Origin of the sequence: Streptomyces sp. NPDC015032 (assembly GCF_043080425.1) — a bacterium.
In the GTDB taxonomy this organism is placed as follows: Bacteria; Actinomycetota; Actinomycetes; order Streptomycetales; family Streptomycetaceae; genus Streptomyces.
Genome location: NZ_JBIBVN010000005.1, coordinates 226,244 through 251,092, shown reverse-complemented (window position 1 = coordinate 251,092; position 24,849 = coordinate 226,244). Strand labels below are relative to the sequence as shown.

General features: G+C 71.0%; 24 protein-coding genes and 1 tRNA gene. 17 read left to right on the top strand and 8 right to left on the bottom strand.

Features of this window, described 5'->3' with window-relative positions; all coding sequences use genetic code 11:
* Positions 1-157: 157 nt before the first annotated feature.
* Positions 158-2,911 (top strand): penicillin acylase family protein, encoded by a 2,754-nt coding sequence (locus tag ACF08M_RS11535; RefSeq protein WP_392185021.1) that lies wholly within the window; start codon positions 158-160, stop codon positions 2,909-2,911.
* On the opposite strand, the gene ACF08M_RS11530 is transcribed toward ACF08M_RS11535, so the two are convergent.
* Positions 2,901-3,488: a 5-formyltetrahydrofolate cyclo-ligase gene (locus ACF08M_RS11530; RefSeq protein WP_392185020.1), complete on the bottom strand. Its 588-nt coding sequence runs from the start codon at positions 3,486-3,488 to the stop codon at positions 2,901-2,903. The two genes, ACF08M_RS11535 and ACF08M_RS11530, sit on opposite strands and share 11 nt — an antisense overlap.
* Before the next feature lie 104 nt (positions 3,489-3,592).
* Here ACF08M_RS11530 and galU point away from each other — a divergent pair, with 104 nt between their 5' ends.
* The 7 genes from galU (at position 3,593) to ACF08M_RS11495 (ending at position 9,052) form a co-directional block, all read left to right on the top strand.
* The gene (gene galU / locus ACF08M_RS11525) at positions 3,593-4,495 is read left to right on the top strand and encodes a UTP--glucose-1-phosphate uridylyltransferase GalU (protein ID WP_392185019.1); all 903 of its coding nucleotides are present in this window, start codon (positions 3,593-3,595) and stop codon (positions 4,493-4,495) included.
* Between the two features lie 4 nt (positions 4,496-4,499).
* On the top strand, positions 4,500-5,810 hold the full coding sequence (gene glp, locus ACF08M_RS11520; RefSeq protein WP_392185018.1) for a gephyrin-like molybdotransferase Glp: 1,311 nt from the start codon (positions 4,500-4,502) through the stop codon (positions 5,808-5,810).
* 123 nt (positions 5,811-5,933) lie between these two features.
* Positions 5,934-6,434, top strand: coding sequence for a cyclic pyranopterin monophosphate synthase MoaC (gene moaC, locus ACF08M_RS11515; protein WP_392185017.1), 501 nt, complete (start codon positions 5,934-5,936; stop codon positions 6,432-6,434).
* Positions 6,431-6,973 carry a molybdenum cofactor biosynthesis protein B gene (locus tag ACF08M_RS11510; RefSeq protein ID WP_392185016.1) on the top strand — a complete coding sequence of 181 codons (543 nt, stop codon included), beginning with the start codon at positions 6,431-6,433 and terminating at the stop codon, positions 6,971-6,973. Before moaC ends, ACF08M_RS11510 begins: the two co-directional genes overlap by 4 nt.
* A 17-nt stretch (positions 6,974-6,990) precedes the next feature.
* Positions 6,991-7,602 carry a GNAT family N-acetyltransferase gene (locus ACF08M_RS11505; RefSeq protein WP_392185015.1) on the top strand — a complete coding sequence of 204 codons (612 nt, stop codon included), beginning with the start codon at positions 6,991-6,993 and terminating at the stop codon, positions 7,600-7,602.
* Positions 7,603-7,760: 158 nt separating this feature from the next.
* Entirely contained in the window at positions 7,761-8,891 is a 1,131-nt protein-coding gene (glpR, locus tag ACF08M_RS11500; RefSeq protein ID WP_392185014.1) for a gephyrin-like molybdotransferase receptor GlpR, read from the top strand.
* A gap of 87 nt (positions 8,892-8,978) precedes the next feature.
* Positions 8,979-9,052, top strand: a tRNA-Ala gene (locus tag ACF08M_RS11495).
* A gap of 103 nt (positions 9,053-9,155) precedes the next feature.
* Here ACF08M_RS11495 and ACF08M_RS11490 read toward each other — a convergent pair.
* Positions 9,156-9,428, bottom strand: coding sequence for a hypothetical protein (locus ACF08M_RS11490; protein ID WP_392185013.1), 273 nt, complete (start codon positions 9,426-9,428; stop codon positions 9,156-9,158).
* Between the two features lie 175 nt (positions 9,429-9,603).
* On the opposite strand from ACF08M_RS11490, the gene ACF08M_RS11485 reads away from it, so the two are divergent.
* The gene (locus ACF08M_RS11485) at positions 9,604-10,233 is read left to right on the top strand and encodes a helix-turn-helix domain-containing protein (RefSeq protein ID WP_392185012.1); all 630 of its coding nucleotides are present in this window, start codon (positions 9,604-9,606) and stop codon (positions 10,231-10,233) included.
* A gap of 258 nt (positions 10,234-10,491) precedes the next feature.
* Here ACF08M_RS11485 and ACF08M_RS11480 read toward each other — a convergent pair whose 3' ends face one another.
* On the bottom strand, positions 10,492-10,974 hold the full coding sequence (locus ACF08M_RS11480) for a GNAT family N-acetyltransferase (RefSeq protein ID WP_392185011.1): 483 nt from the start codon (positions 10,972-10,974) through the stop codon (positions 10,492-10,494).
* 50 nt (positions 10,975-11,024) lie between these two features.
* On the opposite strand from ACF08M_RS11480, the gene ACF08M_RS11475 reads away from it, so the two are divergent.
* Entirely contained in the window at positions 11,025-11,840 is an 816-nt protein-coding gene (locus ACF08M_RS11475) for an exodeoxyribonuclease III (RefSeq protein WP_392185010.1), read from the top strand.
* 34 nt (positions 11,841-11,874) lie between these two features.
* Here ACF08M_RS11475 and ACF08M_RS11470 read toward each other — a convergent pair whose 3' ends face one another.
* Positions 11,875-12,543, bottom strand: a complete 669-nt coding sequence (locus tag ACF08M_RS11470) for a MerR family transcriptional regulator (RefSeq protein ID WP_392185068.1) — start codon at positions 12,541-12,543, stop codon at positions 11,875-11,877.
* A 168-nt stretch (positions 12,544-12,711) separates the two neighbouring features.
* On the opposite strand from ACF08M_RS11470, the gene ACF08M_RS11465 reads away from it, so the two are divergent.
* The 4 genes from ACF08M_RS11465 to ACF08M_RS11450 all read left to right on the top strand — a co-directional run bounded on the left by ACF08M_RS11465 (position 12,712) and on the right by ACF08M_RS11450 (position 16,411).
* Positions 12,712-14,250 (top strand): flavin-containing monooxygenase, encoded by a 1,539-nt coding sequence (locus ACF08M_RS11465; RefSeq protein WP_392185009.1) that lies wholly within the window; start codon positions 12,712-12,714, stop codon positions 14,248-14,250.
* Positions 14,247-15,221, top strand: coding sequence for an alpha/beta fold hydrolase (locus ACF08M_RS11460; RefSeq protein ID WP_392185008.1), 975 nt, complete (start codon positions 14,247-14,249; stop codon positions 15,219-15,221). Before ACF08M_RS11465 ends, ACF08M_RS11460 begins: the two co-directional genes overlap by 4 nt.
* A complete protein-coding gene (locus ACF08M_RS11455) occupies positions 15,218-16,111 on the top strand; it encodes an SDR family oxidoreductase (RefSeq protein WP_392185007.1) in 894 nt (297 codons plus the stop codon). Before ACF08M_RS11460 ends, ACF08M_RS11455 begins: the two co-directional genes overlap by 4 nt.
* 84 nt (positions 16,112-16,195) lie before the next feature.
* Positions 16,196-16,411 carry a hypothetical protein gene (locus tag ACF08M_RS11450; RefSeq protein ID WP_392185006.1) on the top strand — a complete coding sequence of 72 codons (216 nt, stop codon included), beginning with the start codon at positions 16,196-16,198 and terminating at the stop codon, positions 16,409-16,411.
* A 182-nt stretch (positions 16,412-16,593) separates the two neighbouring features.
* On the opposite strand, the gene ACF08M_RS11445 is transcribed toward ACF08M_RS11450, so the two are convergent.
* Positions 16,594-17,625, bottom strand: coding sequence for a threonine/serine dehydratase (locus tag ACF08M_RS11445; RefSeq protein ID WP_392185005.1), 1,032 nt, complete (start codon positions 17,623-17,625; stop codon positions 16,594-16,596).
* Between the two features lie 440 nt (positions 17,626-18,065).
* Here ACF08M_RS11445 and ACF08M_RS11440 point away from each other — a divergent pair, with 440 nt between their 5' ends.
* On the top strand, positions 18,066-18,512 hold the full coding sequence (locus ACF08M_RS11440; RefSeq protein ID WP_392185004.1) for a peptidoglycan-binding domain-containing protein: 447 nt from the start codon (positions 18,066-18,068) through the stop codon (positions 18,510-18,512).
* Between the two features lie 243 nt (positions 18,513-18,755).
* Here the strand turns inward: ACF08M_RS11440 and ACF08M_RS11435 are convergent, their stop codons facing one another.
* The 3 genes from ACF08M_RS11435 to ACF08M_RS11425 form a co-directional block, all read right to left on the bottom strand.
* Positions 18,756-19,550: a helix-turn-helix domain-containing protein gene (locus tag ACF08M_RS11435; RefSeq protein ID WP_392185003.1), complete on the bottom strand. Its 795-nt coding sequence runs from the start codon at positions 19,548-19,550 to the stop codon at positions 18,756-18,758.
* Entirely contained in the window at positions 19,547-20,374 is an 828-nt protein-coding gene (locus ACF08M_RS11430; RefSeq protein WP_392185002.1) for a helix-turn-helix domain-containing protein, read from the bottom strand. Before ACF08M_RS11430 ends, ACF08M_RS11435 begins: the two co-directional genes overlap by 4 nt.
* A gap of 296 nt (positions 20,375-20,670) precedes the next feature.
* Positions 20,671-21,864, bottom strand: a complete 1,194-nt coding sequence (locus tag ACF08M_RS11425) for a helix-turn-helix domain-containing protein (protein ID WP_392185001.1) — start codon at positions 21,862-21,864, stop codon at positions 20,671-20,673.
* A 124-nt stretch (positions 21,865-21,988) separates the two neighbouring features.
* Between ACF08M_RS11425 and ACF08M_RS11420 the strand changes: the two genes are divergently transcribed.
* Both ACF08M_RS11420 and ACF08M_RS11415 read left to right on the top strand, forming a co-directional pair.
* Positions 21,989-22,597 (top strand): toll/interleukin-1 receptor domain-containing protein, encoded by a 609-nt coding sequence (locus ACF08M_RS11420; protein WP_392185000.1) that lies wholly within the window; start codon positions 21,989-21,991, stop codon positions 22,595-22,597.
* 10 nt (positions 22,598-22,607) lie between these two features.
* Positions 22,608-24,833 (top strand): PQQ-binding-like beta-propeller repeat protein, encoded by a 2,226-nt coding sequence (locus ACF08M_RS11415; protein ID WP_392184999.1) that lies wholly within the window; start codon positions 22,608-22,610, stop codon positions 24,831-24,833.
* Positions 24,834-24,849 lie beyond the last annotated feature (16 nt).

Here is a 24,849-nt window from a genome sequence, read left to right as displayed (position 1 = left end):
ACCTTACCTAATCTTTAACGCTTTCTTGACGCGTTCGATCGCTCGTACGAGCACGGTGGAATTTCGAACCATCCCGATGCCGCGTCGGAGCCGCCCCGGCGCTGCGCCTATGGTTGCTCCTGCACTCCCAGGACCACCTGCCCCTCGAAGGACAGCGATGCCCGCCAACACAACCGCCCCTTCCGGCACCACCGGTTCCGCCGGTGGGAAGACCGGCAGGAAGAAGGGGCGACGCGCCCGCCTGATCGTGATCGTTCTGGTGCTGGCGCTTGTCGCGGGTATCGGATACGGCGCGTTCTGGTCCGTATCGACCGTGCGGGCCTCGTACCCGCAGACGACCGGGTCGCTGAAGCTCGACGGCCTCGACGGCACCGTCGACGTCAAGCGCGACTCCTATGGAATCCCGCAGCTGTACGCGGACTCCGACGCCGATCTCTTCCGCGCCCAGGGCTTCGTGCAGGCGCAGGACCGCTTCTGGGAGATGGATGTCCGCCGTCACATGACGGCGGGCCGGCTCTCCGAGATGTTCGGGTCCGGGCAGGTCGAGACGGACTCCTTCCTGCGCACGCTCGGCTGGCACAAGGTCGCCCAGGAGGAGTACGACAAGGTCCTGTCCGAGGACACCAAGAAGAACCTCCAGGCGTACGCGGACGGCGTCAACGCCTACCTCAAGGGGCGCGACGGCAAGGACATCTCCGTCGAGTACGCCGCCCTCGGCTTCACCAACGACTACAAGCCGGCCGAATGGACCCCGGTCGACTCGGTCGCCTGGCTCAAGGCCATGGCCTGGGACCTGCGCGGCAACATGCAGGACGAGATCGACCGCTCGCTGATGACCAGCAGGCTCGACGCGAAGCAGATCGAGGACCTGTACCCGCCCTACCCGTACGACAAGCACAAGCCGATCGTCGGCCAGGGCGCGGTCTCTTCGGTCACCGGGAAGTTCGACCCGGCCGCGACGCCGTCGTCGTCCGGCCTCGGCTCGGACACCGCGCAGGGCGCCACCGAGGGCCTGAACACCCAGCTCTCCTCGCTCTCCGACACCCTCGACCAGATCCCGGCGCTCCTCGGCCCGAACGGCAACGGCATCGGCTCCAACTCCTGGGTGGTCTCCGGCGACTACACGACGACCGGCAAGCCGCTGCTCGCCAACGACCCGCACCTGGCGCCGCAGCTTCCCTCGCTCTGGTACCAGATGGGGCTGCACTGCCGCGAGATCTCGGCGAAGTGCCAGTACGACACCGCCGGCTACACCTTCTCCGGCATGCCGGGCGTGATAATCGGTCACAACCAGGACATCGCCTGGGGCTTCACCAACCTGGGCGCGGACGTCACCGACCTCTTCCTGGAGAAGGTCTCCGGCGACGGCTACATGTACGACGGCAAGGTCAAGCCGTTCACCACCCGCGACGAGACCATCAAGGTCGCCGGCGGCAAGAGCCGGACGATCACCGTCCGGGAGACCAACAACGGTCCGCTGGTCTCCGACCGCAGCAGCGAACTGGAGACGGTCGGTCAGAAGGCCCCTGTCGGCAACTCGGCTCCGGACCGGGCCGACGGGTACGCGGTCGCGCTGAAGTGGACCGCGCTGGAACCCGGTAAGTCCATGGACGCCGTCTTCGAGCTGAACCGGGCCAAGGACTTCACGTCCTTCCGAAAGGCGGCCGAGCACTTCGAGGTTCCCTCGCAGAACCTCATCTACGCCGACACCAAGGGCCACATCGGCTACCAGGCCCCCGGCAAGATCCCGGTCCGCCTCAAGGGCAACGGCACGATGCCCAGCCCCGGCTGGTCCTCGGAGTACGGCTGGAAGAAGGACCCGGTCCCGTTCGACGAGCTGCCCTACGAGCTCGACCCGAAGCGCGGCTACATCGTCACCGCCAACCAGGCCGTCATCGACGAGAAGAAGTACCCCCACCTGCTCACCGAGGACTGGGGCTACGGCAGCCGCAGCCAGCGGATCAACGACCTCATCCAGTCGAAGATCAAGGACGGCGGGAAGATCTCGACCGAAGACATGCAGAAGATGCAGATGGACAACACCAGCGATATCGCCGCGCTGCTGGTGCCCGAGCTGATGAAGATCAACATCTCGGAGAAGAGCGTCCGCGAGGCACAGAAGCTTCTGGAGGGCTGGGACTACACCCAGGAACCCGACTCGGCCGCGGCCGCGTACTTCAACGCGGTCTGGCGCAACATCCTCAAGCTGGCCTTCGGCGACAAGCTGCCCAAGGAGCTGCGGGTCGAGGGCGAGTGCCTGTACGTGCCGCGGATCGACGGCTCGGGCCCGGTCGACGAGCAGGGCAAGCTGGTGCGCGAGTGCGGCCGGCGCGCCGCGGACACGGCGCAGCCGGACGGCGGCGACCGCTGGTACCAGGTGGTCGAGAGCCTGATGGACGACCCGAAGAGCGACTGGTGGAAGACGCCGGAGCGCGGCCGGGACGAGGCGACCGAGAACCGCGACCAGCTCTTCGCCCGCGCCATGGCGGACGCCCGCTGGGAGCTGACCGCCAAGCTCGGCAAGGACATCAGCACGTGGAGCTGGGGCCGGCTGCACCAGCTGACCCTGAAGAACCAGACCCTCGGCACCGAGGGCCCCGGTCTGCTCCAGCGGGCCCTCAACCGCGGCCCGTGGAATCTCGGCGGCGGTGAGGCCGCGGTGAACGCCACCGGCTGGAACGCGGCGGGCGGCTACGACGTCGTCTGGGTGCCGTCGATGCGGATGGTGGTCAACTTGGACGACTGGGACAAGTCCCGCTGGATCAACCTCACCGGCGCCTCCGGGCACGCGTTCAGCGCGCACTACACCGACCAGACCGACAAGTGGGTCAAGGGCGATCTGCTCGACTGGTCCTTCGGGACGAACGCCGTCACCAAGTCGACGACCGACACCCTGACCCTCAAACCGTAGGGCCCGTCCGGCGGGTCATGGCCGGAGTCACCACCGCGTCCACGGGGTGGTCGTGCGGTTCCTCAGGGACCCGCGCGACCACCTCGTTCTCGTACAGCAGGACGATCAGCGCCGGGTGCGCCCCCGCCGCGGCGAGCCGGGCCAGCACCCGGTCGTAACTGCCGCCGCCGCGTCCCAGCCGCATCCCGCGCCCGTCCACCGCGAGACCCGGCAGCAGGACCACGTCGGCCTCCAGAACCGCGTCGGGGCCGAGCCGTTCGCCGTCCGGCTCCAGCAGCCCGCGGCCGGCCCGGACCAGACGGCCGGCTCCTTCGTACGGCGCCCAGTCCAGATCGTTGTCCGCGAGAAGCACCGGCAGCAGCACCCGCACGCCCCGCGCGCGCAGCGCGTCCAGCAGGGGGCGGGTGCCCGGTTCGCTCCCCACCGAGACATACGCGGCGACGGTACGGGCTCCGGACAACTCCGGAAGACTCAATGCGCCCCGGGACAGAACCGCCGCGGCACTTTCCACGTCTTCCCTGGTCAGAAGGTGCCGCGCGGCCAGCAGTTCACGCCTGAGAAGCGCCTTTCGGGACATGTTGGTATTCAACGGTCACCTGAATCTCTCGTATGCTCATATAGGCGTACAAAGTTAACCGGAGTCTCATCTTCCACCCATAGGCACCGGTTATGGTTCTGCGCATGACTCAGTCGCACACCAGGATCAGCAAGGCCGTCATCCCGGCCGCAGGGCTCGGTACCCGCTTTCTGCCGGCGACCAAAGCCACTCCCAAGGAGATGCTGCCTGTCGTCGACAAGCCCGCGATCCAGTACGTTGTCGAAGAAGCGGTGGCCGCCGGTCTCTCCGACGTCCTGATGATCACCGGTCGCAACAAGCGCCCCCTTGAGGACCACTTCGACCGTAACTACGAGCTGGAGTCCGCGCTCACCCGCAAGGGAGACGCCGAGCGGCTCCAGAAGGTCCAGGAGTCGAGCGACCTGGCCACCATGCACTACGTCCGGCAGGGCGACCCCCGCGGTCTCGGCCACGCCGTGCTGTGCGCGGCACCGCACGTCGGCGACCAGCCTTTCGCGGTCCTCCTCGGCGATGACCTGATCGACCCGCGCGATCCGCTGCTGGCCCGCATGGTCGAGGTCCAGGAGCGCGAGGGCGGCAGCGTCGTCGCGCTGATGGAGGTCGCGCCGGAGCAGATCCACATGTACGGCTGCGCGGCCGTCGAGCACACCGAGGGGGACGGCGTGGTGCGCGTGACCGGCCTCGTCGAGAAGCCCGACGCGGCCGAGGCGCCCAGCAACCTCGCCATCATCGGCCGCTACGTCCTCGACCCCGCCGTCTTCGACATACTGCGCAGGACCGAGCCGGGGCGCGGCGGTGAGATCCAGCTCACCGACGCCCTGCAACTCCTCGCCGAGGACGAGAAGATCGGCGGCCCCGTGCACGGCGTCGTCTTCAAGGGGCGCCGTTATGACACCGGCGACCGGAGCGACTACCTCCGGGCCATTGTCAGACTCGCGTGCGAACGTGAAGACCTGGGCCCCGACTTCCGGGCCTGGCTCCGCAGTTACGTCACCGAGGAGATGTAGCACCTTGAGCAGCGCGATCTGGTCGGTGGACGAGCACCTGGAAGACATTCTCGGCGCGGTGCGGCCGCTCGAACCCATCGAGCTGCAACTGCACGACGCCCAGGGCTGCGTCCTCGTCGAGGACGTCGTCGTGGAGATCGCCCTGCCGCCCTTCGACAACAGCTCGATGGACGGGTACGCCGTCCGCGTCGCCGATGTCGAGGGTGCCGACGAGGAGTTTCCCGCGGTGCTCACCGTCATCGGTGACGTCGTGGCCGGCAGCGCAGGGCTGCCCGGGGACCGGAGCGTCGGTCCGGGCGAGGCCGCCCGCATCATGACCGGCGCCCCGCTGCCGGCCGGTGCCGAGGCCGTGGTCCCGGTGGAGTGGACCGACGGCGGTACGGGCGGCGGTCCCGCCGACACCATGCGCGCCCACCGCGACGCCCCCGAGGGCGCGAGCGGCGAGGTCCGCGTCCACCGCCCCGTCGAGGCCCGCGCCCATGTCAGGGCCCGCGGCAGCGACGTCGGGCCGGGCGATCTGGCCCTGCGCGCCGGGTCGGTGATCGGCCCGCCGCAGATCGGCCTGCTCGCCGCGATCGGCCGCTCGACGGTGAAGGTGCGGCCCCGGCCGCGCGTCGTCGTCATCTCGACCGGCAGTGAACTGGTGCAGCCCGGCGAGGAGCTGACCGGCGGCCGGATCTACGACTCCAACAGCTTCGCGCTCACGGCCGCGGCCCGGGACGCCGGGGCGATCGCCTACCGGGTCGGCGCCGTCACCGACGACGCCGACGAGCTCCGCGCCACGATCGAGGACCAGCTGATCCGCGCCGACATCGTCGTCACCACCGGTGGTGTCAGCGTCGGCGCGTACGACGTCGTCAAGGAAGCCCTGTCGTCGGTGGGCGACGAGGACGAGCCCGGCAGCGGCATCGACTTCCGCAAGCTCGCCATGCAGCCCGGCAAGCCGCAGGGCTTCGGCTCGATCGGCCCCGACCACACACCGCTGCTGGCGCTCCCCGGCAATCCGGTCTCGTCGTACGTCTCCTTCGAGCTGTTCGTACGGCCCGCGATCCGGGTCCTGATGGGCCTCCAGGACGTGAACCGCCCCACCGTGCGGGCCGCACTGAACACCGACGAGGCGCTGTCCTCCCCGGCCGGCAAGCGTCAGTTCCTGCGCGGTACGTACGACGCGCAGGCCGGCACCGTCACCCCCGTCGGCGGCTCCGGATCGCATCTGATCGCCGCTCTCGCCCAGGCGGACGCGCTGATCGTGCTGCCCGAGGACGTCACCTCCGCCGAGCCCGGCACGGACACCGAAGTGATCCTGCTCCGCTGATCCCCGGGCGGTGGCGGTACGGTATCTGCCGCTGTGCCGTCCCGGGGACACCCCCGGGCCCCCGGCCCGTACCCCGGTGCGCGCCGAGCGGGCAACCGGCGCCCTACCGCGAGGCGGAGTGAGTTGAGTACGCAGAACAGGCTGACGCACATCGACGAGGCGGGTGCGGCCCGCATGGTCGACGTCTCGGAGAAGGACGTCACCGCGCGGGTGGCCCGCGCCGGCGGCCGGGTCCTCGTCTCGCCGCGCGTCGTCGCGCTGCTCCGCGGCGAAGGGGTCCCCAAGGGCGATGCCCTCGCCACCGCCCGGATCGCCGGGATCATGGGTGCCAAGCGCACCCCCGAGCTGATCCCGCTCTGCCACCCGCTCGCCGTCTCCGGCGTCAAGGTGGAGCTGAGCGTCGCCGACGACGCGGTGGAGATCACCGCCACGGTGAGGACCACGGACCGCACCGGCGTCGAGATGGAGGCCCTGACGGCCGTCTCGGTCGCCGCGCTCACCGTGATCGACATGGTCAAGGCGGTCGACAAGGCGGCGGTCATCACGGACGTACGGGTCGAGTCGAAGTCGGGCGGCAAGTCCGGCGAGTACCGGCGCACCGCACCGGACGGGGCGGACGCGTGACCGCGTCCGGTGGAGCGGCCGGAGCACCCGGCGCCGCCGCGCCGCCCGCCCGCCGCGCCCTTGTGGTGACCGCGTCGAACCGCGCCTTTGCCGGGGTCTACGAGGACCGGGGCGGTCCCCTGATCTCCGAGGCGCTCACGCAGCTCGGCTTCGCCGTCGACGGGCCGCGGGTCGTGCCCGACGGCGACCCGGTCGAACAGGCGCTGCGGGCCGGGGTCGCCGCCGGATACGACGTCATCGTCACCACCGGCGGCACGGGCATCTCGCCCACCGACCGCACCCCCGAGGCCACCCGCCGCGTCCTCGACCACGAGATCCCCGGCATCCCCGAGGCGATCCGTGCCGAGGGCCGCGATCAGGTGCCCACCGCCGCGCTCTCCCGCGGCCTGGCGGGCGTCGCCGGCCACACGCTCATCGTGAACCTGCCGGGCTCCACCGGCGGGGTGCGCGACGGCCTCGCCGTCCTCGCACGTCTCCTGGTGCACGCCGTCGACCAGCTTCGCGGCGGCGATCACCCCCGACCCGGGAGCCCGAGCTGAACGTCCCGACCTGGCCGGTGGTCCTCAAGGACGGAGAGGTCACCCTCCGTCCGGTGAAACTGCGCGACCAGCGCATGTGGCGTGAGGTCAACCGGCGCAACCGCGACTGGCTGCGTCCCTGGGAGGCGACCGTGCCGCCGCCCGCCCCGGGCGGCCCGGTGGCCCGGCGTCCCACCTACCGTCAGATGGTCCGCCATCTGCGCTCCGAGGCCCACGCGGGCCGGATGCTGCCCTTCGCCATCGAGTACGAGGGCCGCCTGGTCGGCCAGCTGACGGTCGCCGGGATCACCTGGGGCTCGATGTGCTCGGGCCACGTCGGCTACTGGGTCGACCAGGACGTGGCGGGCCGCGGTGTGATGCCGACCGCGGTCGCCCTCGCGGTCGACCACTGCTTCCAAAGGGTCGGACTGCACCGCATCGAGGTGTGCATCCGGCCGGAGAACGGGCCCAGCAGAAGGGTCGTCGAGAAACTGGGATTCCGCGAGGAGGGCCTGCGCCCGCGCTATCTCCACATCGACGGTGCCTGGCGGGATCATCTGATCTACGCGCTCACCGCGGAGGAAGTGCCCGAGGGGCTGCTCCGGCGCTGGCACCGGGCACACCCCGGAACACCACGGGAAATGAAATAAGTGTTCGATATCGATCGGCAAATGACCGCAAACGGACACGCAAACACACACTGCCGGTCTGAACAATCACAAAAAAAGTCCTTGAGATCAGCCGGATCGTGCGACACACCGGGCCAATTGGCGGATGCCGCCGTGCAAACCCCTCTACGGTGTGAGACGTGAGCAGCAGCGGCCTCATCTACGCAGTCATCGTCGGGGCCTGGGCCGCCTACTTGGTGCCGATGTGGCTCCGCAGGCAGGACGAGCTCAACGAGGCCCGTCCTACGGAACGCTTCAGCACCGCCATCCGGCTGCTGTCCGGACGGGCGGCGATGGAGCGCCGGTACGCCAAGGAGCTGCGGGGACGCACCACCGAGGAGGCGGGGCCCGACGCCGACCCGGACGTCGCCACGGACAGATCGGACTCCGTGGACGTCCGGGCCTTCGCCGCGCCTCCGGCGCATACCGAAGCCCGGATGCACGACCCGGTCCGTACGCCCGAGCACGCGGACCGGGAGCGCCCCGAACCCGCAGCCGGTTCCGCCCGGCGTGCGCGCCCGCGCTCCGGCGGGGCGGACGCCGAGCGCGTGCGGCGCGCCCAGCGCCTGCAGGTCCTGGCGCGCCGTCGGCGCACCACCACCGTCCTCTTCCTCGCCTTCACCCTCGGCGCGGTCGTCGCGGCGGTCGGCGGCCTCGGCTTCCTGTGGGCGCCCGCGGTTCCGGCGGTGCTGCTGAGCGCGTACATCGTGCATCTGCGGTCCCAGGAGCGACGCCGGTTCGCCTTCACCATGGACCGGCGGCGGGCCGAGGTGGCGGCGCAGCATCTGCGCGAGAACCGTCCGCGCAGGCACCAGCCGGCCGCCTCGGCTCCCGCCGAGGCGGACGAGGAGCCCGAAGCGCGCCACCCCGAGCCCGAGCCCGCCCCTGTGGTCTCCCCCCAGGAGGCCGGCCGCCGCGCCCTGGTCGAGCAGACGGACCACGCGGAGTGGGTCGACCAGCAGCGCGAACGCGGCCCGGCCCAGGGCGACAGCTGGGAGCCGGTCCCGGTCCCGCTGCCGACGTACGTCACCGCCCCGGTCGCCCCGCGCGCCACGGGCAGCGTCGAGGTCGGCAACCCGGAGACCTGGAGCGCGGCCCGCTCCAGCACCGCCGAGCCCACCCAGACGGGCACCTCGCACCCCGCGGCACCGCCCGTCGACCCGGCACCGCGCCAGCGCACCAACCAGTCCCGCCGCACCCGCGACCGCGGCCGGACCCCCCTCTTCGACCAGTACGAGGACGGGGAACGCCCCCGTGCCGCCAACGAGTGAGACCCGTCCGGTGCCGCCCTGGCTGACCAGCGGCGGAACGGATTTCCAAGCACCCCCGAAGGGGTGCTAGAGTTTCACTCGTTGCAAGGGCCTGTGGCGCAGTCTGGTAGCGCACCTCGTTCGCATCGAGGGGGTCTGGGGTTCAAATCCCCACAGGTCCACCGCACACATGAGATCCCGTCCGATCGAAAGATCGGGCGGGATCTTGTCGTTGGGGTCCGTTCTCCGTGGCGAGCCTGTACGGGGGAGGCGGCCGATGGGCCGTCAGCGGCGGCGGGCGGCCCGCAGCCAGACGATGTCGACCGCCGCGATCGCCCCCCAGATCCAGCAGACGACGGCAACGCCGGGTGGTGCGAGCGCTGTTGCGAGGGCGCCGAGTGCGACCGTGCCCAGCGCCACCCGGGCGCCGCGCCCCGCGGCCAGGGAGGCGCGCAGGGGGCCCGGCTCGGCCAGGCGGTCGGCGAGGTAGGCGTCGAACGCCTCCGCGACCTGGTCGTCGATCTCGTCCCGCAGCCGGGCGTCCAGCGAGTCAGACATGGGCGGCCGCCCGGGGCGATCCGGTTGTCGTTCGGAAGGCTGTCGCCCCGGCTGTCGGCAGCAGCCTTCTTCCGGTCAGGTCTCTTCGCATCCCGCCCCCGTGATTTCCGGCGCCCGGTGGCGCCACCGGAGACAACCTAATCATTGCAGAGATGTTCTGCAAACATTCTCTGCAATGATTGCAGAGAATCTCGGCACTATGCTGGTCGCCATGGTCGAGCGTCCCGAGAAGAGAGTGCTCACCGGCCCGGACCTCAAGGCCTTCCACAAGGCGCTGTCCAACCCGGTGCGCCGCGACATCCTGAGCTATCTCGGCGAGCACGGCGCGGCGAACTCCACCAGCGTCGCCAAGGCCCTCGGCGAGTCCACCGGCACCACGAGCTATCACCTGCGCAAGCTCGCCGACCTCAATCTGATCGCGGAGATCGAGGAGCGCTCCACCGGGCGGGAGCGCTGGTGGAAGTCGCTCATGACGAACATCTACGCGCCGCCCGGCCTGGAGATGACGCCGGACGAACGCGAGGCCGCCGTGAGGATCGGCGTGCTCAAGATGACGTATGACCTGAGCCTGGTCGCGCGGGCGTACGCCGGGTATGACGCCGGGGAGGGCTGGAACCAGATCTACCGCGCCGGGCTGCGGATGACGAAGGAGCAGGTCGCCGCGTTCACCGAGGAGTACCAGGCGCTGCTGCACAAGTATGTGAGTGAGCCCGGCGAACACCCGCCGGGCTCGCGCCAGATGGCCGTACGCCTGGTGGTGCTGCCCGACGACGGCGGCGCACCGCCGCCCGCCGACGGCCCGTGACGGAAGGGGCTGCCGTGCGGGGCCGCGGGGCGGTCGTCCGCGGTGGCCGGGCGCCCGGCGCGGGGCGGTGTCGGCGGGGCCGACTGCGCTGGTGAGGCCCACCTGATTCCATGGGTCCCCGGGGAGTGTTCCGCTGTCGGGCCGGGTTCTCAGCTGCTCGTGGTTTCCCCGTACGGAGGAGCGTCCTGTGACGGCCGGAGTGCCCAAGCCGCAGATCGACAGGTGGCGGGGGTCGGGGCCCGGGAGCGGCCGGGTCCGCTACCGCAGCGGCTTCGCGAAGCAGAGGCTGCTCTCGTACGTGCGGTAGTGGCCGAACTTCTGGCACGGGGTGTAGCCGCTGGATGTGTACAGCGCGATGGCCTCGGGCTGCTGGTCCCCGGTCTCCAGCACCATCCGGCTGCGGCCCGCCGCCCGCGCGTCGGCCTCCAGGGCGGCCAGGATGCGGCGCGCCAGCCCGTTGCCACGGCCCTCGGGTATCACGAACATCCGCTTGAGCTCGGCGTCGCCGTCGGAGTAGCCCTCGGCGTTCCGCTCCTGGGAGCGCCAGCCTCCGGTGGCCACGGGGTGGCCCTGCGCGTCGTAGGCGAGGAGGTACAGGCCGTTCGGCGGCTCGAACATCGAGGCGTCGAGCGGTGTGACATCGCCCTCGTCGTCGCCGTACCGTGCCGCGTATTCGAGCTGAACCTGGTCGTTGAGTTTGACGGCATCGGGGTGGTCGAAGGGGCGAGGGTGGATATTCATGCGGAGCATGGTACAGGTATGCGGGTGTCAAGTGTCGGTATCGTGCCGGAATGCTCACTGTGACCACCGTCAATGTAAACGGGCTCCGCGCCGCGGCCAAGAAGGGCTTCGTCGAGTGGCTGGCCCGGACCGAAGCCGATGTGATCTGCCTGCAGGAGGTGCGGGCCGAGCCGCAGCAGCTGCCCGACGGGGTGGGCGACCCCGAGGGCTGGCACACCGTGCACGCTCCGGCCGCCGCCAAGGGGCGGGCCGGTGTCTCCCTCTACACCCGGCGTGCGCCGGAGCGCGTGCAGATCGGGTTCGGCGGCTTCGGGGACGCCGGGAGCGAGGAGTTCGACGCGAGCGGCCGCTACGTCGAGGTCGACCTGCCCGGTGTCACGGTCGCGAGCCTGTATCTGCCCTCCGGCGAGGTCGGCACGGAGAAGCAGGAGGAGAAGGAGCGGTTCATGGCCGCGTTCCTCCCGTATCTGAAGGGCCTCAAGGAGCGGGCCGCGGCGGACGGCCGTGAGGTCGTGGTCTGCGGCGACTGGAACATCGCCCACCAGGAGGCCGACCTGAAGAACTGGCGGGGCAACAAGAAGAACTCCGGCTTCCTCCCCGAGGAGCGGGAGTGGCTGACCCGGGTCTTCGACGAGGCCGGGTACGTCGATGTCGTACGCGCGCTGCACCCGGAGGAGGAGGGGCCGTACTCGTGGTGGTCCTACCGCGGGCGGGCCTTCGACAACGACACGGGCTGGCGGATCGACTACCAGGTGGCGACGCCGGGGCTGGCCGCCCGTGCGGTGAAGGGCTGGGTCGAGCGGGCCGCGACGCACGGCGAGCGGTGGAGCGACCACGCGCCGGTGACGGTGGTCTTCGACCTGTAGGCCCTCGGGGGAGCGGGACTCCGGGCCCGCCCCGTCAGGGGGCCGGCTCGTGGGGCGGGCGGGCGGCGCCCTCGCGGCGCAGGCGGCGGTCCAGGGCCATGGAGAGCTCGGCGTCCATCACCGCGCGGGCCAGTGGCCGGAGTTGGGGCGGTTCGGGTGCGTCGCCGCGGGCATCTTCGTCGCTGTGGGCTTCGAGAACACTCACGAAGAGGTCGGCGAGCGCGTCCGCGTGCTCGCGGACGCGGCGGCCGGTCGAGAGCACCGTGGCGAGCGGCACCCCTTCCCGTACCAGCTCCGCCGAGACCTCCAGGAGGCGGCGGCTGATGTGGACGATCTCGTCGCCGTCGGTGGCCAGATAGCCCAGGTCGAGGGCGGCAGCCAGGTTCTCCGGGGTGACCTCGCCCTCGAAGTGGTCGGCGAGCTGTTCGGGAGTGAGGCGGACCGGGGTCTCCTCGGTCGGCCCGCCCAGGCCCAGCACTTCGGCGACATCGCGCCCGCTCTCGAAGGTGCGGGCGAGGTCGGCGATGCCGGTCAGGGTGTGGCCGCGCTCCAGCAGGCCGGCGATGGTGCGCAGCCGGGCCAGGTGGTGGTCGTCGTACCAGGCGATGCGCCCCTCGCGGCGGGGAGGCGAGATCAGGCCGCGCTCCCGGTAGAAGCGCACGGTCCGTACGGGGATGCCGGCCTCCTCGGCCAGCTCCTCCATCCGGTATTCGCGGTGCTCGCGTCCTTCGGCCACACCCGCACCCTATGTCGTACCGCCGGTAACTTTCCCTGGCCGTATCCCTACCCATCGGTACGGAGCTGTTCTACCCTCCCCACAATGCCAGTGGTTGCTGGCAGGGTTGTGTGACGTACAGCGGGAGGCGGCGGCATGGCCCAGCACGAGCACGTACGAGTGGCGGTGATCGGATCCGGATTCGGGGGCCTCGGCGCCGCGGTCCGGCTGCGCCGCGAAGGCATCACGGACTTCGTCGTCCTGGAACGGGCCGGCTCCGTCGGCGGCACCTGGCGCGACAACAGCTATCCGGGCTGCGCCTGCGACGTACCGTCCCACCTCTACTCGTTCTCGTTCGCCCCCAACCCCGAGTGGCCGCGCACCTTCTCCGGGCAGGAGCACATCCGCGCCTACCTGGAGCACGTGGCGGACACCTTCGGGCTGCGCCCACACCTCAGACTCAACCATGAAGTGCTGCTGATGAGCTGGGACCGCGAGGAGCTCCACTGGGTCATCGAGACCGGCAACGGGGCCAGGTTCACCGCCGATGTCGTCGTCTCCGCGACCGGGCCGCTCTCCGACCCGAAGACGCCCGGCATCCCCGGACTCGACGGCTTCCCCGGCAAGGTCTTCCACTCCGCCCGCTGGGACCACGACTACGACCTGACCGGCAAGCGCGTCGCGATGGTGGGCACCGGCGCCTCCGCGATCCAGATCGTGCCCGCGATCCAGCCGAAGGCCGGCAGGCTGACGCTCTTCCAGCGCACCCCGCCCTGGGTCATGCCGCGCATGGACCGGAAGATCAGCGGCGCCGAGCGCTGGCTGCACCGCACGCTCCCGATCACCGGCACCGCCCGCCGCGGACTGCTCTGGGGCATCCGGGAGTTGCAGGTCAGCGCCTTCACCAAGCGCCCGAACGAGCTGGGCCCGGTCGAGAGGATAGCCAGGTCCAACATGGCGCGCTCGATCAAGGATCCGGCCCTGCGGGCCAAGCTGACCCCCTCCTACCGCATCGGCTGCAAGCGCATCCTGCTCTCCAGCACCTACTACCCGGCGCTGGCCCGGCCCAATGTCGATGTGGTCGCCTCCGGCCTGGCCGAGGTGCGCGGCTCCACGGTCATCGCCTCCGACGGTACGGAGGCCGAGGCCGACGCGATCATCTTCGGCACCGGCTTCCATGTGACCGACATGCCGGTCGCCGGGCGGGTGGTGGGTGCGGAGGGCATCACGCTCGCCGATTCCTGGAAGGGCGGCATGCAGGCGCTGCGCGGCGCGAGCGCGTCCGGCTTCCCCAACTGGATGACGATCATCGGGCCCAACACGGGGCTCGGGAACTCCTCGATGATCCTGATGATCGAGTCCCAGCTGAACTACATGGCCGACTATCTGCGCCAGTTGAACGTGCTGGGCGGCCGCGTCGCACTCGATGCGCGCCCCTCGGCGGTCGGCGCCTGGAACCGGCACGTCCAGCGGCGGATGGAGCGCACCGTGTGGAACGTAGGCGGCTGCGACAGCTGGTACCTGGACGCCAACGGGCGCAACACCACGGTCTGGCCGGGCACCACTGCCGAATTCCGCAAGGTGACGCGGTCGGTGGTCCTCGCGGAGTACGAGATCGTCCGGACGCCGAAGCGGTCCGCCGCGTCCGGGAAGCCCGCCACGGCGAAGTCCGTCGCCGAGGAGGTCGTGGGATGAGCCGGCTGCTGCGGCGGGACGGTACCCCGCCCACCCCCGTGCGCGAACTGACCGCCCTCTCCGCCGACGGCGCGCGCGTCCATGTCGAGGTGCACGGGCAGGAGGACGACCCCGCGGTGGTCCTGTCGCACGGCTGGACGTGCAGTACCCACTTCTGGGCCGCGCAGATCCGGGACCTGGCGGTGGACCACCGGGTCGTCGTCTACGACCAGCGGGGCCACGGACGTTCGCCCGCGCCGGGCCGCGAGGGATACAGCACGGACGCCCTCGCCGACGACCTCGAAGCGGTGCTGGCCGCCACGCTCGCACCGGGCGAGAAGGCCGTGCTCGGCGGGCACTCCATGGGCGGCATGACGATGATGGCCGCCTCACAGCGGGCCGGACTGCGCGAACATGCGGCGGCCGTACTGCTGTGCAGCACCGGCAGTTCGCGGCTGACGGCCGAGTCGCGGGTGGTGCCGTTGCGGGCCGGAGCCCTCCGGACCCGGATGAACCGCGCGATCCTCGGGTCGCGGGCCCCGCTCGGTCCGGTCACACCGGTCTCCAGGTGGATACTCAAGTACGGCACGATGGGGGCGGGTTCGGCACCGGAACGGGTCGAGACCTGTGCCCGGATCGTGCACGCGTGCCCGCGGGCGGCCAGGGTCGGCTGGGGGCATGTCCTCGCGGAGCTCGATCTCGACGCAGGCGTACGGGAGTTGCGGGTGCCGACGGCGGTGATCGCGGGGACGCAGGACCGGCTGACGCCACTTGTGCACGCCCGTGCCATCGCGGCGGCGCTGCCCGACTGCCTGGGAGTCACCGAACTGGTGGGCATGGGCCACATGACACCGGTGGAGGCACCGGAGGCGGTCACGGCGAAGATCCGGGAACTCGTCACCGCGTACCTCCCGGCGGGTGCGGTCGGTGTGGACGGTGTGGCCGGTGTGGACGGTGTGGCCGGCAAGGCCGGGAAGGAGGATGTCGCATGAGCGACAGGCGGAGTCTGGAAGGACAGGTCGTCGTCGTCACGGGGGCGGCGCGCGGCGTGGGCGAACTGCTGGCGCGCAAGCTCTCGGCGCGCGGCGCGAAACTCGCGCTGGTCGGCCTGGAGCAGGACGAACTGAAGAAGGTCTCCGAGCGGCTGCACGCGGAGAGCGACCACTGGTACGCGGACGTCACCGACCACGCGGCGATGGCGCGGGTCGCCGAGGAGGTCAAGGAGCGGTTCGGGAAGATCGACGTCGTCGTCGCCAACGCCGGGGTCGCGGCGGGCGGTCCGTTCCTCGACTCGGACCCGGAGGCGTGGCGGCGGGTCATCGAGGTCAACCTGATCGGCGGCGCGGTGACGGGGCGGGCGTTCCTGCCAGTGCTCATGGAGAGCCGCGGCTACTTCCTCCAGATCGCCTCGCTCGCGGCGATGGCACCGGCGCCGATGATGACCGCGTACTGCGCTTCCAAGTCGGGCGTGGAGGCGTTCGCGCACAGCCTGCGGGCCGAGGTCGGCTACCGGGGGGTGAAGGTCGGGGTCGGCTATCTGTCCTGGACCGACACGGACATGGTGCGGGGCGCCGACCGGGACGACGTCATGCGGGAGCTGCGGCAGCGGCTGCCCTGGCCCTCGAACCGTACGTACCCGCTGGGACCGGCGGTCGACCGGATCGTGGCCGGCATCGAACGGCGTTCCGCCCATGTGTACGCGCAGTGGTGGCTGCGCGGGATGCAGTCCGTGCGGGGCTGTCTGCCCGCGGTGGTCGGGGTCGCCGGTCAGCGCGAGATGCGCCGCTTCGGGGCGCGTCTGGAGGGCGTGAGCACGGGGCTCGTGGGTGCCGGGGGCGCCGCCGACCAGGACTCATGGGCGGTGCGTACGCAGCGTAAGTGATCGAAATGCGATGCCTGCCGGGGCGTGTAACTCTGGTCGAGGTCCTCACGGACCGTCCCCCACGCACCACTAGGAGTGAACAGCATGGGTATCGCAGACCAGTTCAAGGACAAGGCGCAGGAGCTCGCCGACCAGGCGAAGCGCAAGGCGAACGAGGGCAAGGACACGGGCCGGGAGCGGACGCAGGGCACGTCCGAGCGGGCCTCGAAGACGTCGCAGCAGGGCCGCGACCGGGCCCAGCAGGGCCGCGAGAGGTCCCAGCAGGCGATGGACGAAGCCGGCGAGCGCTTCGACCACTGACGGGGCTCTTCGTGATCCTGCGCGTTGTCTGGTGAGGGGCGTGCCCGGGTGACCGGGCGCGCCCCTTGCGCATGGCGTGGACCGCCGACGAGCAGACGGCACACCACACTGAGGAGGCGCCGCCCCTTGCGCATGGCGTGGACCAGGGCTTCCGGGGACCGCCGACGGGCGACGGCCGGAGGTCAGGTCCCGGCCGGGTGCACCAGGTCGCCGGGGTCGGTGTTCGCCCCGCACAGCACCACGGCGACCCGCTCGCCCTCCTGCGGCCGGTAGCCGCGGCCCGGCGCCGTCGCCCCGGCCGGAAGGTCCGAGGCGGTGAGCGCGGCCAGCGCGGTCGCGGCGGCGTGCTCGACGGCGACGCGGCGCCGGTCCCACAACTCCTGGCGGGCGCGGACGATTTCGCTGTCCGGTACGAGGACGGAGCGCACGTCGTCGTGGCGGGCGGCGTGCAGGGCCAGCGCGGTGGCGCGGCGGGCGCCGAGAGCGTCGACGGCAACCGAGTCGACGGGGACGTCGACCGGCCGGCCGGCCTCGATGGCGGCGTTCAGCGTCCGGCAGTTCTCCGGTTCGACGGCGACCGTGCGGATTCCGTGCTGCCGGGCGGCGGTGGCGACGCCGGCGAACAGGCCACCGCCGCCGACCGAGACCACCACGGTGTCCAGACCGGGGATCCGGGCGCGGATCTCCTCCAGCAGAGTGCCGGCCCCGGCGGCGATCAGCGGGTGGTCGTAGGCGTGCGCGGCGAGCGCGCCGGAGGAGACGGCGAACTCCTGGCACGCTTCGAGGGCTTCGGCGTACTCGGCGCCGACCACCCGGACGTCCGCCCCGAGTGCACGGAGCCCGGCCACCTTCACCGCCGGGGCGACGGCCGGCAGGAACACCGTGGCCCGTACGCCCTGTTGGCGGGCGGCCCACGCGCAGGCCAGCCCGGCGTTGCCGCCGGAGGCGATGGTCACGCCCGCATCCGGCAGGGTCCCGGCCTCGCGGTGGGCCTGGATGAAGTTCTGCGCGCCGCGTGCCTTGAAGGAGCCGGTGTGCTGCATGAACTCCAGGGCGAACCAGACCTCGCAGGGCATCTCGGCGCGCTCGTCGAGGGGGCCGCGCCGCGTCGTGCGGATGGTTCCCGGGTCGGCGGGGGAGACGGTGACCGGGCGGACATGTCCGGTGATCCGGTCGGTGGCGGCCTTGATGTCGTCGTACGTGAGCTGGTGCACGTCGTTGCTCCTGCCGAAAGTGGATCACGGCCGGACGAGGACCGGCCGGTGGTGGTGCGGTGCGGTTGGGGAAGAACGCGAAGACTACGGGTGGGGGAAGAACGCGAAGACTACGGGTGGGGGATACGGATGGGGGAGGACGCAAAGACTACGGGTGGGGGAAGAACGCGAAGACCATCCGCCGCCCGTTCCGCGTGCCCGCCCGGTATGGCGGCGAACGGCCCGGTGCCCAGGGCGCCTCGGTGGCCGTCCCACCGTCCCACCGTCCCACCGTCCCGCCCCGCCGTCACCACGGGCGACATCTTCGCAGGTCAGCGTGTGGGACGTCCCCTGAGTGCGTCACTTCTCCGGCACTTCTGGCAGCCCTCGCTCCCCGCCCCGCAGTCTTGTTGGCGAACCGGCCGAGGCGGTCGGATCCAACTACGGGGAAGGCAGAGAGAATGCGAACCTTGACGAGGACGTTCGTCGGTGTCACCACTGCGCTTGCGATTGCCGGCGGAGGCGTGGCGGCTGCGGGTACCAGCTTCGCGGCGTCCGAGCAGACCACGAAGCGGGTAGTGAGTTCCGAGGCCGTCACCCCGCTCGCGGTGGTCAACCTCGGCCTCAATACGACGCAGGCCAAGAAGCTCCAGGGCCAGCTGAAGGCCAACTGGGGTTACAAGGGCAAGATCGACGGGCAGCTCGGCACCGACAGCTGGAAGGCGATGCAGCGCTGGCTCGCGAAGTTCTGGGGTTATGACGGCAAGATCGACGGACAGGTCGGGAGCGGCACGGTGAAGGCGCTGCAGCGCTTCCTCAAGAAGTACTGGGGCTACAAGGGCAGCATCGATGGAATCGCCGGAGCGGCGACCAAGGCTGCGTTCGCGCGGTCCTGCAACGCGCTCTGAGCCGAGCCCATCGCGGTGGGCCCGTCGTACGCACCGGAGGGCAGGCTGCGCCGCCTCCGGTGCGTACGGTCCGGGCGGCGTGCGGCGTACGGTCTGGGCGGCGTGCGGCACAGGGCGCCCCGGTCGGTCCGGTGTCTTCCGGACGCCGTCGGTGCCGAGGGCGGCCGGGTCCGGGGTGCGGGGCCCGGCTCCCACCGAAGCGCCGAGCGCCCGCGCGCCGACGCGCCTGCCGGTGGTCCGGGTTCAGCCGGCGAAGCACTCAGGGCGTCTGCCTGGTACGTCCAGGCAGATCCTGGTGCCCGTCCGGCTGTCGCCGGAGGCCATCGGGGTCGCCAGATACCGCCCGGCGTCGAGACTTCCTTCGGCGGTGACCGACTGCGTGCGCCCGGCCGGCAGCGACAGCTCGACCCGGTCGCCCGGCATCAGCCCGGTGGCCCGGACCCACACGGCGTGGCAGAGCTCGGCATGGCGGAGCTCCAGGCGCCGTCCGCCGAAGGCGGTGTGAGTCGCGAGGGTGGTGATCATCCCGGCCCCGCCGCAGCCCATGGCCACGGCGCTCTTGCTCTCGCAGGTGTCGGCCCGGCACCCCGGGTTGCGTACGGGCGGCTCGGTGGCGGTGCGCGCCCGCTCGTCCGGACTCCCGCCGACGAAGGCGACTACGGCCAGGCAGGCCGCCGCCACCCCGGCCAGGGCCGCGGCCACCGCCCCCCGGCGCACACCCGGGCGGGGAGTGGCGGGGGCCGGGCCGGGGGTGGCGCGGTCCGGTGTCTCCGGCACGGGTACGGGCCGGGCCCGGCCGCTCCACTCGGCGTCCGCCAGCTCCCAGAGTGCCAGCAGCCGTCCGGCCGGTGTCCCGGTGAGCGCGCACAGCGCGTCGACCGCTTGGCGTGGTACGGGTTTCTTCCCGTTGAGGTACCGCTCCCAGGACGATTTGCTGTACGGGGTACGGGACGCCAGCGCGGCCAGGCTCAGCCCGGACCGTTCCTTGATCTCCCGGAGTTCTTCCGCCAGTTGACCGCCCACGGTGGTGGCCGTCATCTGCGCAGCTCCCTCCAGGTGTCCGGGCCGATGATGCCGTCGACGACCAGGTGGTGCTTCTGCTGGAATTCCTTGGCGGCCTTCTTGGTCTGCTCGCCGTACAGCCCGTCGAAGCTGCGGGGGCTGAAGCCCTTCTCGCGCAGCAGGCACTGGGCCTCCACGACATCGAAACCGGTGCTGTTGATGTCGAGCAGCATCTCGCGGGTGTCGCTGTGCCCCGCCCGCAGCTCACCGTCCTTGCGCTGCACGTCGCATGTGTAGGTCTGACCGCGCAGGTACCCGGTTCCGGCCGCCACGGCACCGGTCTTCTCCGCCGGGGCCTCGTCGTCCCACCCCCGCGCCGTCAGCAGCCCGGCCCCGAAGGCCACGGCGACGGCCAGGGCCGCCGCGACGAGCATCCGCCCCAGGGGCACCGTGCGGACCGGCCTGCGAGATGCCTGCGCCTGTTCTTGTGTCTGTGTCTGCGTCTGCGGCTGCTCTTGATCCTGCCCTGGTGGGGGCGGCGCGGACTGCGCGGATTTCGGCGGCGACGATGGTTCATCCGGCTGCGCGGGAGCCTTGGCGCGGGCCCGTTCGGCGACTTCGTACAGCACGATCAGCCGCGTCGGTTCCGTGCCGCAGACCTCGGCCAGTTCCTCGACCGCTTGGCGTGGTACGGGTTTCTTCCCGTTCAGGTACCGCTCCCACGAGGAACGGCTGTAACTGGTGCGGCTCGCGAGGGCGGCCAGACTCAGGCCGCTGTGATCCTTCAACCGGCGTAACTGGACGAGCAGTTGGCGTTCACTACTGGATGTCTCTGTGGGTAGCTCTTTCCATCGCGGCATGCGGATTCCCCCCGGTGCTCCGGCAGTTGTCATAAATTGTGCGGCATCGTGGCCGCACAGGAGAAGACGTGGCGTGTCGGCCACGGCCCCGGTCCTGAGGCCGCGCCCCGGGACGATGCGTCCCAGCAGTTCAGGGCGTGCAACGTGTCATACCGGCCCGGATCGGTTACGGCTTTGGCCGTACGGAAGTTGGCGCATCGAAGCCGTTGCCGAACCCGGGGCGATGCGACGAACGGCGCGGCCCAGCCCCGGGGGCGAACGTTGCCTGACGCATCACACTGGATCTGCCCGTACTGTCAGCCGATCGCGAGGGCGACCGATGCGTCGATGAGGGCGAGTTGGCCCGGGCTGGCTCTCCGGGTCCGGGACTGTTCCACGAAACGGCCCAGCTCCGCGCGGACGGTGGCCGAGTCGATGCGCTTGATCACCGGCAGCGCGGTCTCGACGATCTGACAGGCGTCGTCGAGGCGGCCGACACCGGCCAGGGCTGTCGCGTGCCGAACCGCGAAGCGGGCCAGGGAGTTGCTGTCCGCCGGGACGGCCGGCCGGCGCCGGCGCTCGGCGGCGAAAAGGTCGGCGGCCAGCTCGAAGCGACGGAGGCTGAGCATGCAGGACGCCTCGATGAGCCGAGGGTTGCCGTTCTCGATGCGCGGGCCCCAGTGAGGAGTCCGGTCGCCGATGACCTCGGCGGCGTGGCTTCTGAACCGCTCCAGTGCCTCCCGGCAGGCCCCCGCATCGCCACGGCGCGCGTGCCCCTGGGCTGCACGTCGCGCGGCGTGGGCGCGGATCACCGGGTTGGCCGCCGGGTGCCCGGCCGCCTGGTCGGCGAATCCGATCGCCGCACAGGTGTCACCGCGGTGCTGGGCGATGAACGCCTTGCGGACCAGGGCATACGCGGCCACCGTTTCGTCCCCGCCGTGTGCGCCCCAGCGGACAGCGAGATTCGTCCAGCGCAACGCATCCGCGGGATTTCCCGCCTCTTGTGCCATCCACCCCGTGTATTCGGCGAATTTTGAGGCCAGCAGCCAGATCTCGGCACGCTGCTCGCCAACGGCGTGCGGACCGGCATCCGTCAGGATCCGCGTGATCGACTTCATCGAAGCGGTGACGAACCTCGGTCCGGTGGACCTGCCGATGTCCTTCAGCTCCCACAGGACCCGCTCGTATCCGGCGACCACGGGGCCGGCCTCGACGACGCCCTCGGTCCGGGCGCCGCGGCGGTCGGACCCGGCCAGCTCGACGAGTTCCCCGCCGGTGCCGAAGGCCGCGTCGCATGCCGCCGCCACAGCGGGCGTCGGGTTGCGCAACCCGCTCTCCAGATTGCAGATCTGCCCTTCGGACACGTTCGCACGCCGGGCGAACTCGCGCACGCTCCACCCTCGACGTGCCCGGAGTGTGGCCAGGACGACGCCGAAGTCGCCCGGCGGCAGACGCGTGCCGGCCGATCTCCCTGCCGGGACCGTCCCTGCCGCGCTGTCCGCCGGATCCATACCCGCCAGCGTACGGAGCCTCGCGGCCGCTATTCAATCCCCGGCGAATAGCCACCGGGCGAGTACTGCGCCCCTAGTGTGAGCACGATTCCTGACGTCAAGGCTTGCCAGAGAGGGGGCAATTGTGCCGCGCATCTTCCTCAGCTTTCGCAAACCGGACTCCCGGTGGATGCGAAATCGCGTCTACCGCGCGCTGTCCGACCGTTTGGGTGCCGACGAGATCTTCAAGTCGGGCCAGTCGATTCCGCCCGGGGCCGATTTCGCCGAGATCCTGCGGCGGCAGGCCGCCGAGTGCGACCTCATGTGCGTACTGATCGGGCCAGGGTGGCTCGACGCGCGGAGTGAGGACGGGGTGCGGCTCCTGGACCGGGCTCACGACTGGGTCCGGCTGGAGATCGCGACAGCGCTGCGGGCGGGAAACCGCGTCGTCCCGGTCCTTCTGGGGGACGCGACGATGCTGCCCGACGCCTCGGCGCTGCCGGCCGAGATCGCGGAGCTGGCACGCCTGCAGTTCCTCCGCGTACCGGAGACCCATCTGCCGGACGGGCTGGCGCGCTTGGGCGACACGGTGACCGCTCTCCTGTCCGATACCGATACCGATCCCGCTGTCGAACCCGGGCACGGCACGGCGCCGGCCGCCGATCCGGAGCCGTCGATGACCATGACGGCCCATGTGTCCGGCGGCGGCAGTGCCTACCAGGCGGCCCGTGATCAGACGATCAGGCTGGCGTGAGGGGCTGACGATGGATCAACCCGGAGCAGACGGTGCTCGTCGGATCGGGCCGTATGCGCTGCTCGGAAGAGAGAGCACGGTCGGCGGGAGCGAAGTCTTCGCGGCCCGCACGGACGAGGGGCTCCTCGTCAGGGTCACGGTCGTGGGGCCCGAACTCGCCGCGGACCCGGGGTTCCGGGACCGGTTCCGAGCCGCCGTCGAGGCGGCACGGACGCTGTCCGGGGCCTTCCTCGTACCGGTGGTGGATGCCGATGCCGACGCGCCGGTTCCTTGGCTGGCGACCCCGTTCACCGCCGGACTGCCGCTCCGGCAGGCGGTGGACCGGCACGGCCCGCTGTCCGAACCGGCTCTGCGGGTGCTCGCCGACGGCCTCGCCCGGGCGCTGGCCGCACTCCACGCGGCCGGGACGGTCCACGGCGAGGTGAACCCGGACTCGGTGCTGCTGACCATGGACGGGCCCCGCATCACCGCAATGGGGATGGTGGGAGCCACCGGCAGTCCGGCACCCTCACCGACGGACGACATGTTCGGCCTCGGGTCGACCGTGCTGTTCGCGGCTCCCAGAGGCGAGCCGGGCACGGACGCACTCCCGGTGTCGCTGCGCGACGTGATCGGCGGCTGCCTGTACCCGGAACCGCCGGACCGTCCCACCGCGGAGCAACTCGTCGCCTACCTGAGGCATCAGAACCTGCCTGCCCTGGCAGGCAGTTGGCTGCCGCCGACGGTGACCGCCGACATGGCCGCCGCGACCGCAGCGGTGGGATCGGTGCCCGCCGGGGGTGGTGGCCAGGGCCCGATTCCTCCGCCGCCGGAGATCGCTGCCGGCACGGGTGTCAGCCGCCGGAAGCTGATCATCGGCCTGGCCGGGGGAGTGGCCGTACTCGGCGGAGCCGCGGCGGCACTCGCCTTCTCCGGCGACTCGTCACCGGCACCCGCGGGCCGGGCCGGCGGGTCCGGGCCCACCGCGCGGCCGGCCTCTCCGTCAGGCGGGCGATCCACGTCCGCCCCCTCCGCGTCGCCGTCCTCGACGGACGGACCGGAACCGATCGTTCTGGCCGGACCCGATGCCGTCAAGGCTTGGTCGGAAGCCGGAAAGAACGCCCCCACCTGCCTGGAAGCGTCCGACAAGGTGGTCATGGTGGTCACGGACACGGCCACGTCCTTCCTGGACGCCACGACCGGAAAATCCGTGTTCCACCCGCTGAACACGACCAACAAGTTCCGCGCGAGCAGCTTCGAGCACCCAACGGCGTACGCGGACGGAGTGTTCTACCTGCTCTGCGACACACCGAGTCAGCCAGGCGTGCTGGCAGCGTTCGACGCCGCCAGCGGGAAGGTGAAGTGGGCGACCAAGCCTGCCGACGTCGATCCCGGCGGCGGCACGCATGCGGCGAGGTACCTGAGCAACTATGTGGCAGTCGCGGGGAACACGGTGTACGTATGCGGGCAATTGCTTCAGACGTCCGGGTCGTTCTCGGCCAGGTCTCCGACCACCGGCTACATCCGTGCGTTCAACGCCGCGACCGGCAAGGGACTGTGGCGGGTCAAGGGCACGGACATCAACAACGTGCTCGTGCCGCCCTCCGGTTCTCATCTGCTGGCCACCTCGGCCGTTCCGGGCAAGAAACCCGGCCGCGTCCAGATGATCGACGCCGGCAGGAAGGGTGCCCGCGGCTGGAAGGTATCCGTCCCGCACGCCGCGTACTACTTCACCACCGGCTGGCCGCTGACGTGCTACGCCGCCGGGCTGTTCCTGTTCGCCGGCGGCAACGGCGACACGCTGTTCGCCGTCGACGCGGCCACGGGCAACGAGAAGTGGCATCAGCGCTTCGATGCGAAGAATGGGGACCAGGTCCGGATCGGCGCCCCGTTCTCCAGCCTGGACGGCGCGACCGTCTACGTACCGGTCGGCAGCGACCTGGCCGCCCTGGCCGTGGCCGACGGCACGCTCCGGTGGGTCGCGGTGCTTGATGGCGCCAACGACATGGGCGGTTCCAACCTGTTCAACGCCTCCCTCAGGCTTTCCGGCAAGAGCGCGCAGTGTTCGGCCGACACCGTCTTCGCCACCGACAGCGCCAAGACGCTGTGGGCCATCGACGCGGCCACCGGCAGGGCCCGGTGGAAATACAGGGACCCCGGGCAGCCGGACGTGGGGTTCATGTGGACGGTGGGCGGTGACCGCGTGTTCATCGCCTCCCACCTGACCATGACCGCGATCGCGGCCCACGGGCGGTAAAGGACAAGGAGAAGAC

Bases quoted from the DNA above. Each gene is read 5' to 3' on its own strand.
- ACF08M_RS11535 (WP_392185021.1), top strand. From the start codon at position 158: ATGCCCGCCAACACAACCGCCCCTTCCGGCACCACCGGTTCCGCCGGT.
- ACF08M_RS11530 (WP_392185020.1), bottom strand. From the start codon at position 3,488: ATGTCCCGAAAGGCGCTTCTCAGGCGTGAACTGCTGGCCGCGCGGCAC.
- galU (WP_392185019.1), top strand. From the start codon at position 3,593: ATGACTCAGTCGCACACCAGGATCAGCAAGGCCGTCATCCCGGCCGCA.
- ACF08M_RS11490 (WP_392185013.1), bottom strand. From the start codon at position 9,428: ATGTCTGACTCGCTGGACGCCCGGCTGCGGGACGAGATCGACGACCAG.
- ACF08M_RS11485 (WP_392185012.1), top strand. From the start codon at position 9,604: ATGATTGCAGAGAATCTCGGCACTATGCTGGTCGCCATGGTCGAGCGT.
- ACF08M_RS11480 (WP_392185011.1), bottom strand. From the start codon at position 10,974: ATGAATATCCACCCTCGCCCCTTCGACCACCCCGATGCCGTCAAACTC.
- ACF08M_RS11475 (WP_392185010.1), top strand. From the start codon at position 11,025: ATGCTCACTGTGACCACCGTCAATGTAAACGGGCTCCGCGCCGCGGCC.
- ACF08M_RS11470 (WP_392185068.1), bottom strand. From the start codon at position 12,543: ATGGAGGAGCTGGCCGAGGAGGCCGGCATCCCCGTACGGACCGTGCGC.
- ACF08M_RS11465 (WP_392185009.1), top strand. From the start codon at position 12,712: ATGGCCCAGCACGAGCACGTACGAGTGGCGGTGATCGGATCCGGATTC.
- ACF08M_RS11460 (WP_392185008.1), top strand. From the start codon at position 14,247: ATGAGCCGGCTGCTGCGGCGGGACGGTACCCCGCCCACCCCCGTGCGC.
- ACF08M_RS11455 (WP_392185007.1), top strand. From the start codon at position 15,218: ATGAGCGACAGGCGGAGTCTGGAAGGACAGGTCGTCGTCGTCACGGGG.
- ACF08M_RS11450 (WP_392185006.1), top strand. From the start codon at position 16,196: ATGGGTATCGCAGACCAGTTCAAGGACAAGGCGCAGGAGCTCGCCGAC.
- ACF08M_RS11440 (WP_392185004.1), top strand. From the start codon at position 18,066: ATGCGAACCTTGACGAGGACGTTCGTCGGTGTCACCACTGCGCTTGCG.
- ACF08M_RS11435 (WP_392185003.1), bottom strand. From the start codon at position 19,550: ATGACGGCCACCACCGTGGGCGGTCAACTGGCGGAAGAACTCCGGGAG.
- ACF08M_RS11430 (WP_392185002.1), bottom strand. From the start codon at position 20,374: ATGCCGCGATGGAAAGAGCTACCCACAGAGACATCCAGTAGTGAACGC.
- ACF08M_RS11425 (WP_392185001.1), bottom strand. From the start codon at position 21,864: ATGGATCCGGCGGACAGCGCGGCAGGGACGGTCCCGGCAGGGAGATCG.
- ACF08M_RS11415 (WP_392184999.1), top strand. From the start codon at position 22,608: ATGGATCAACCCGGAGCAGACGGTGCTCGTCGGATCGGGCCGTATGCG.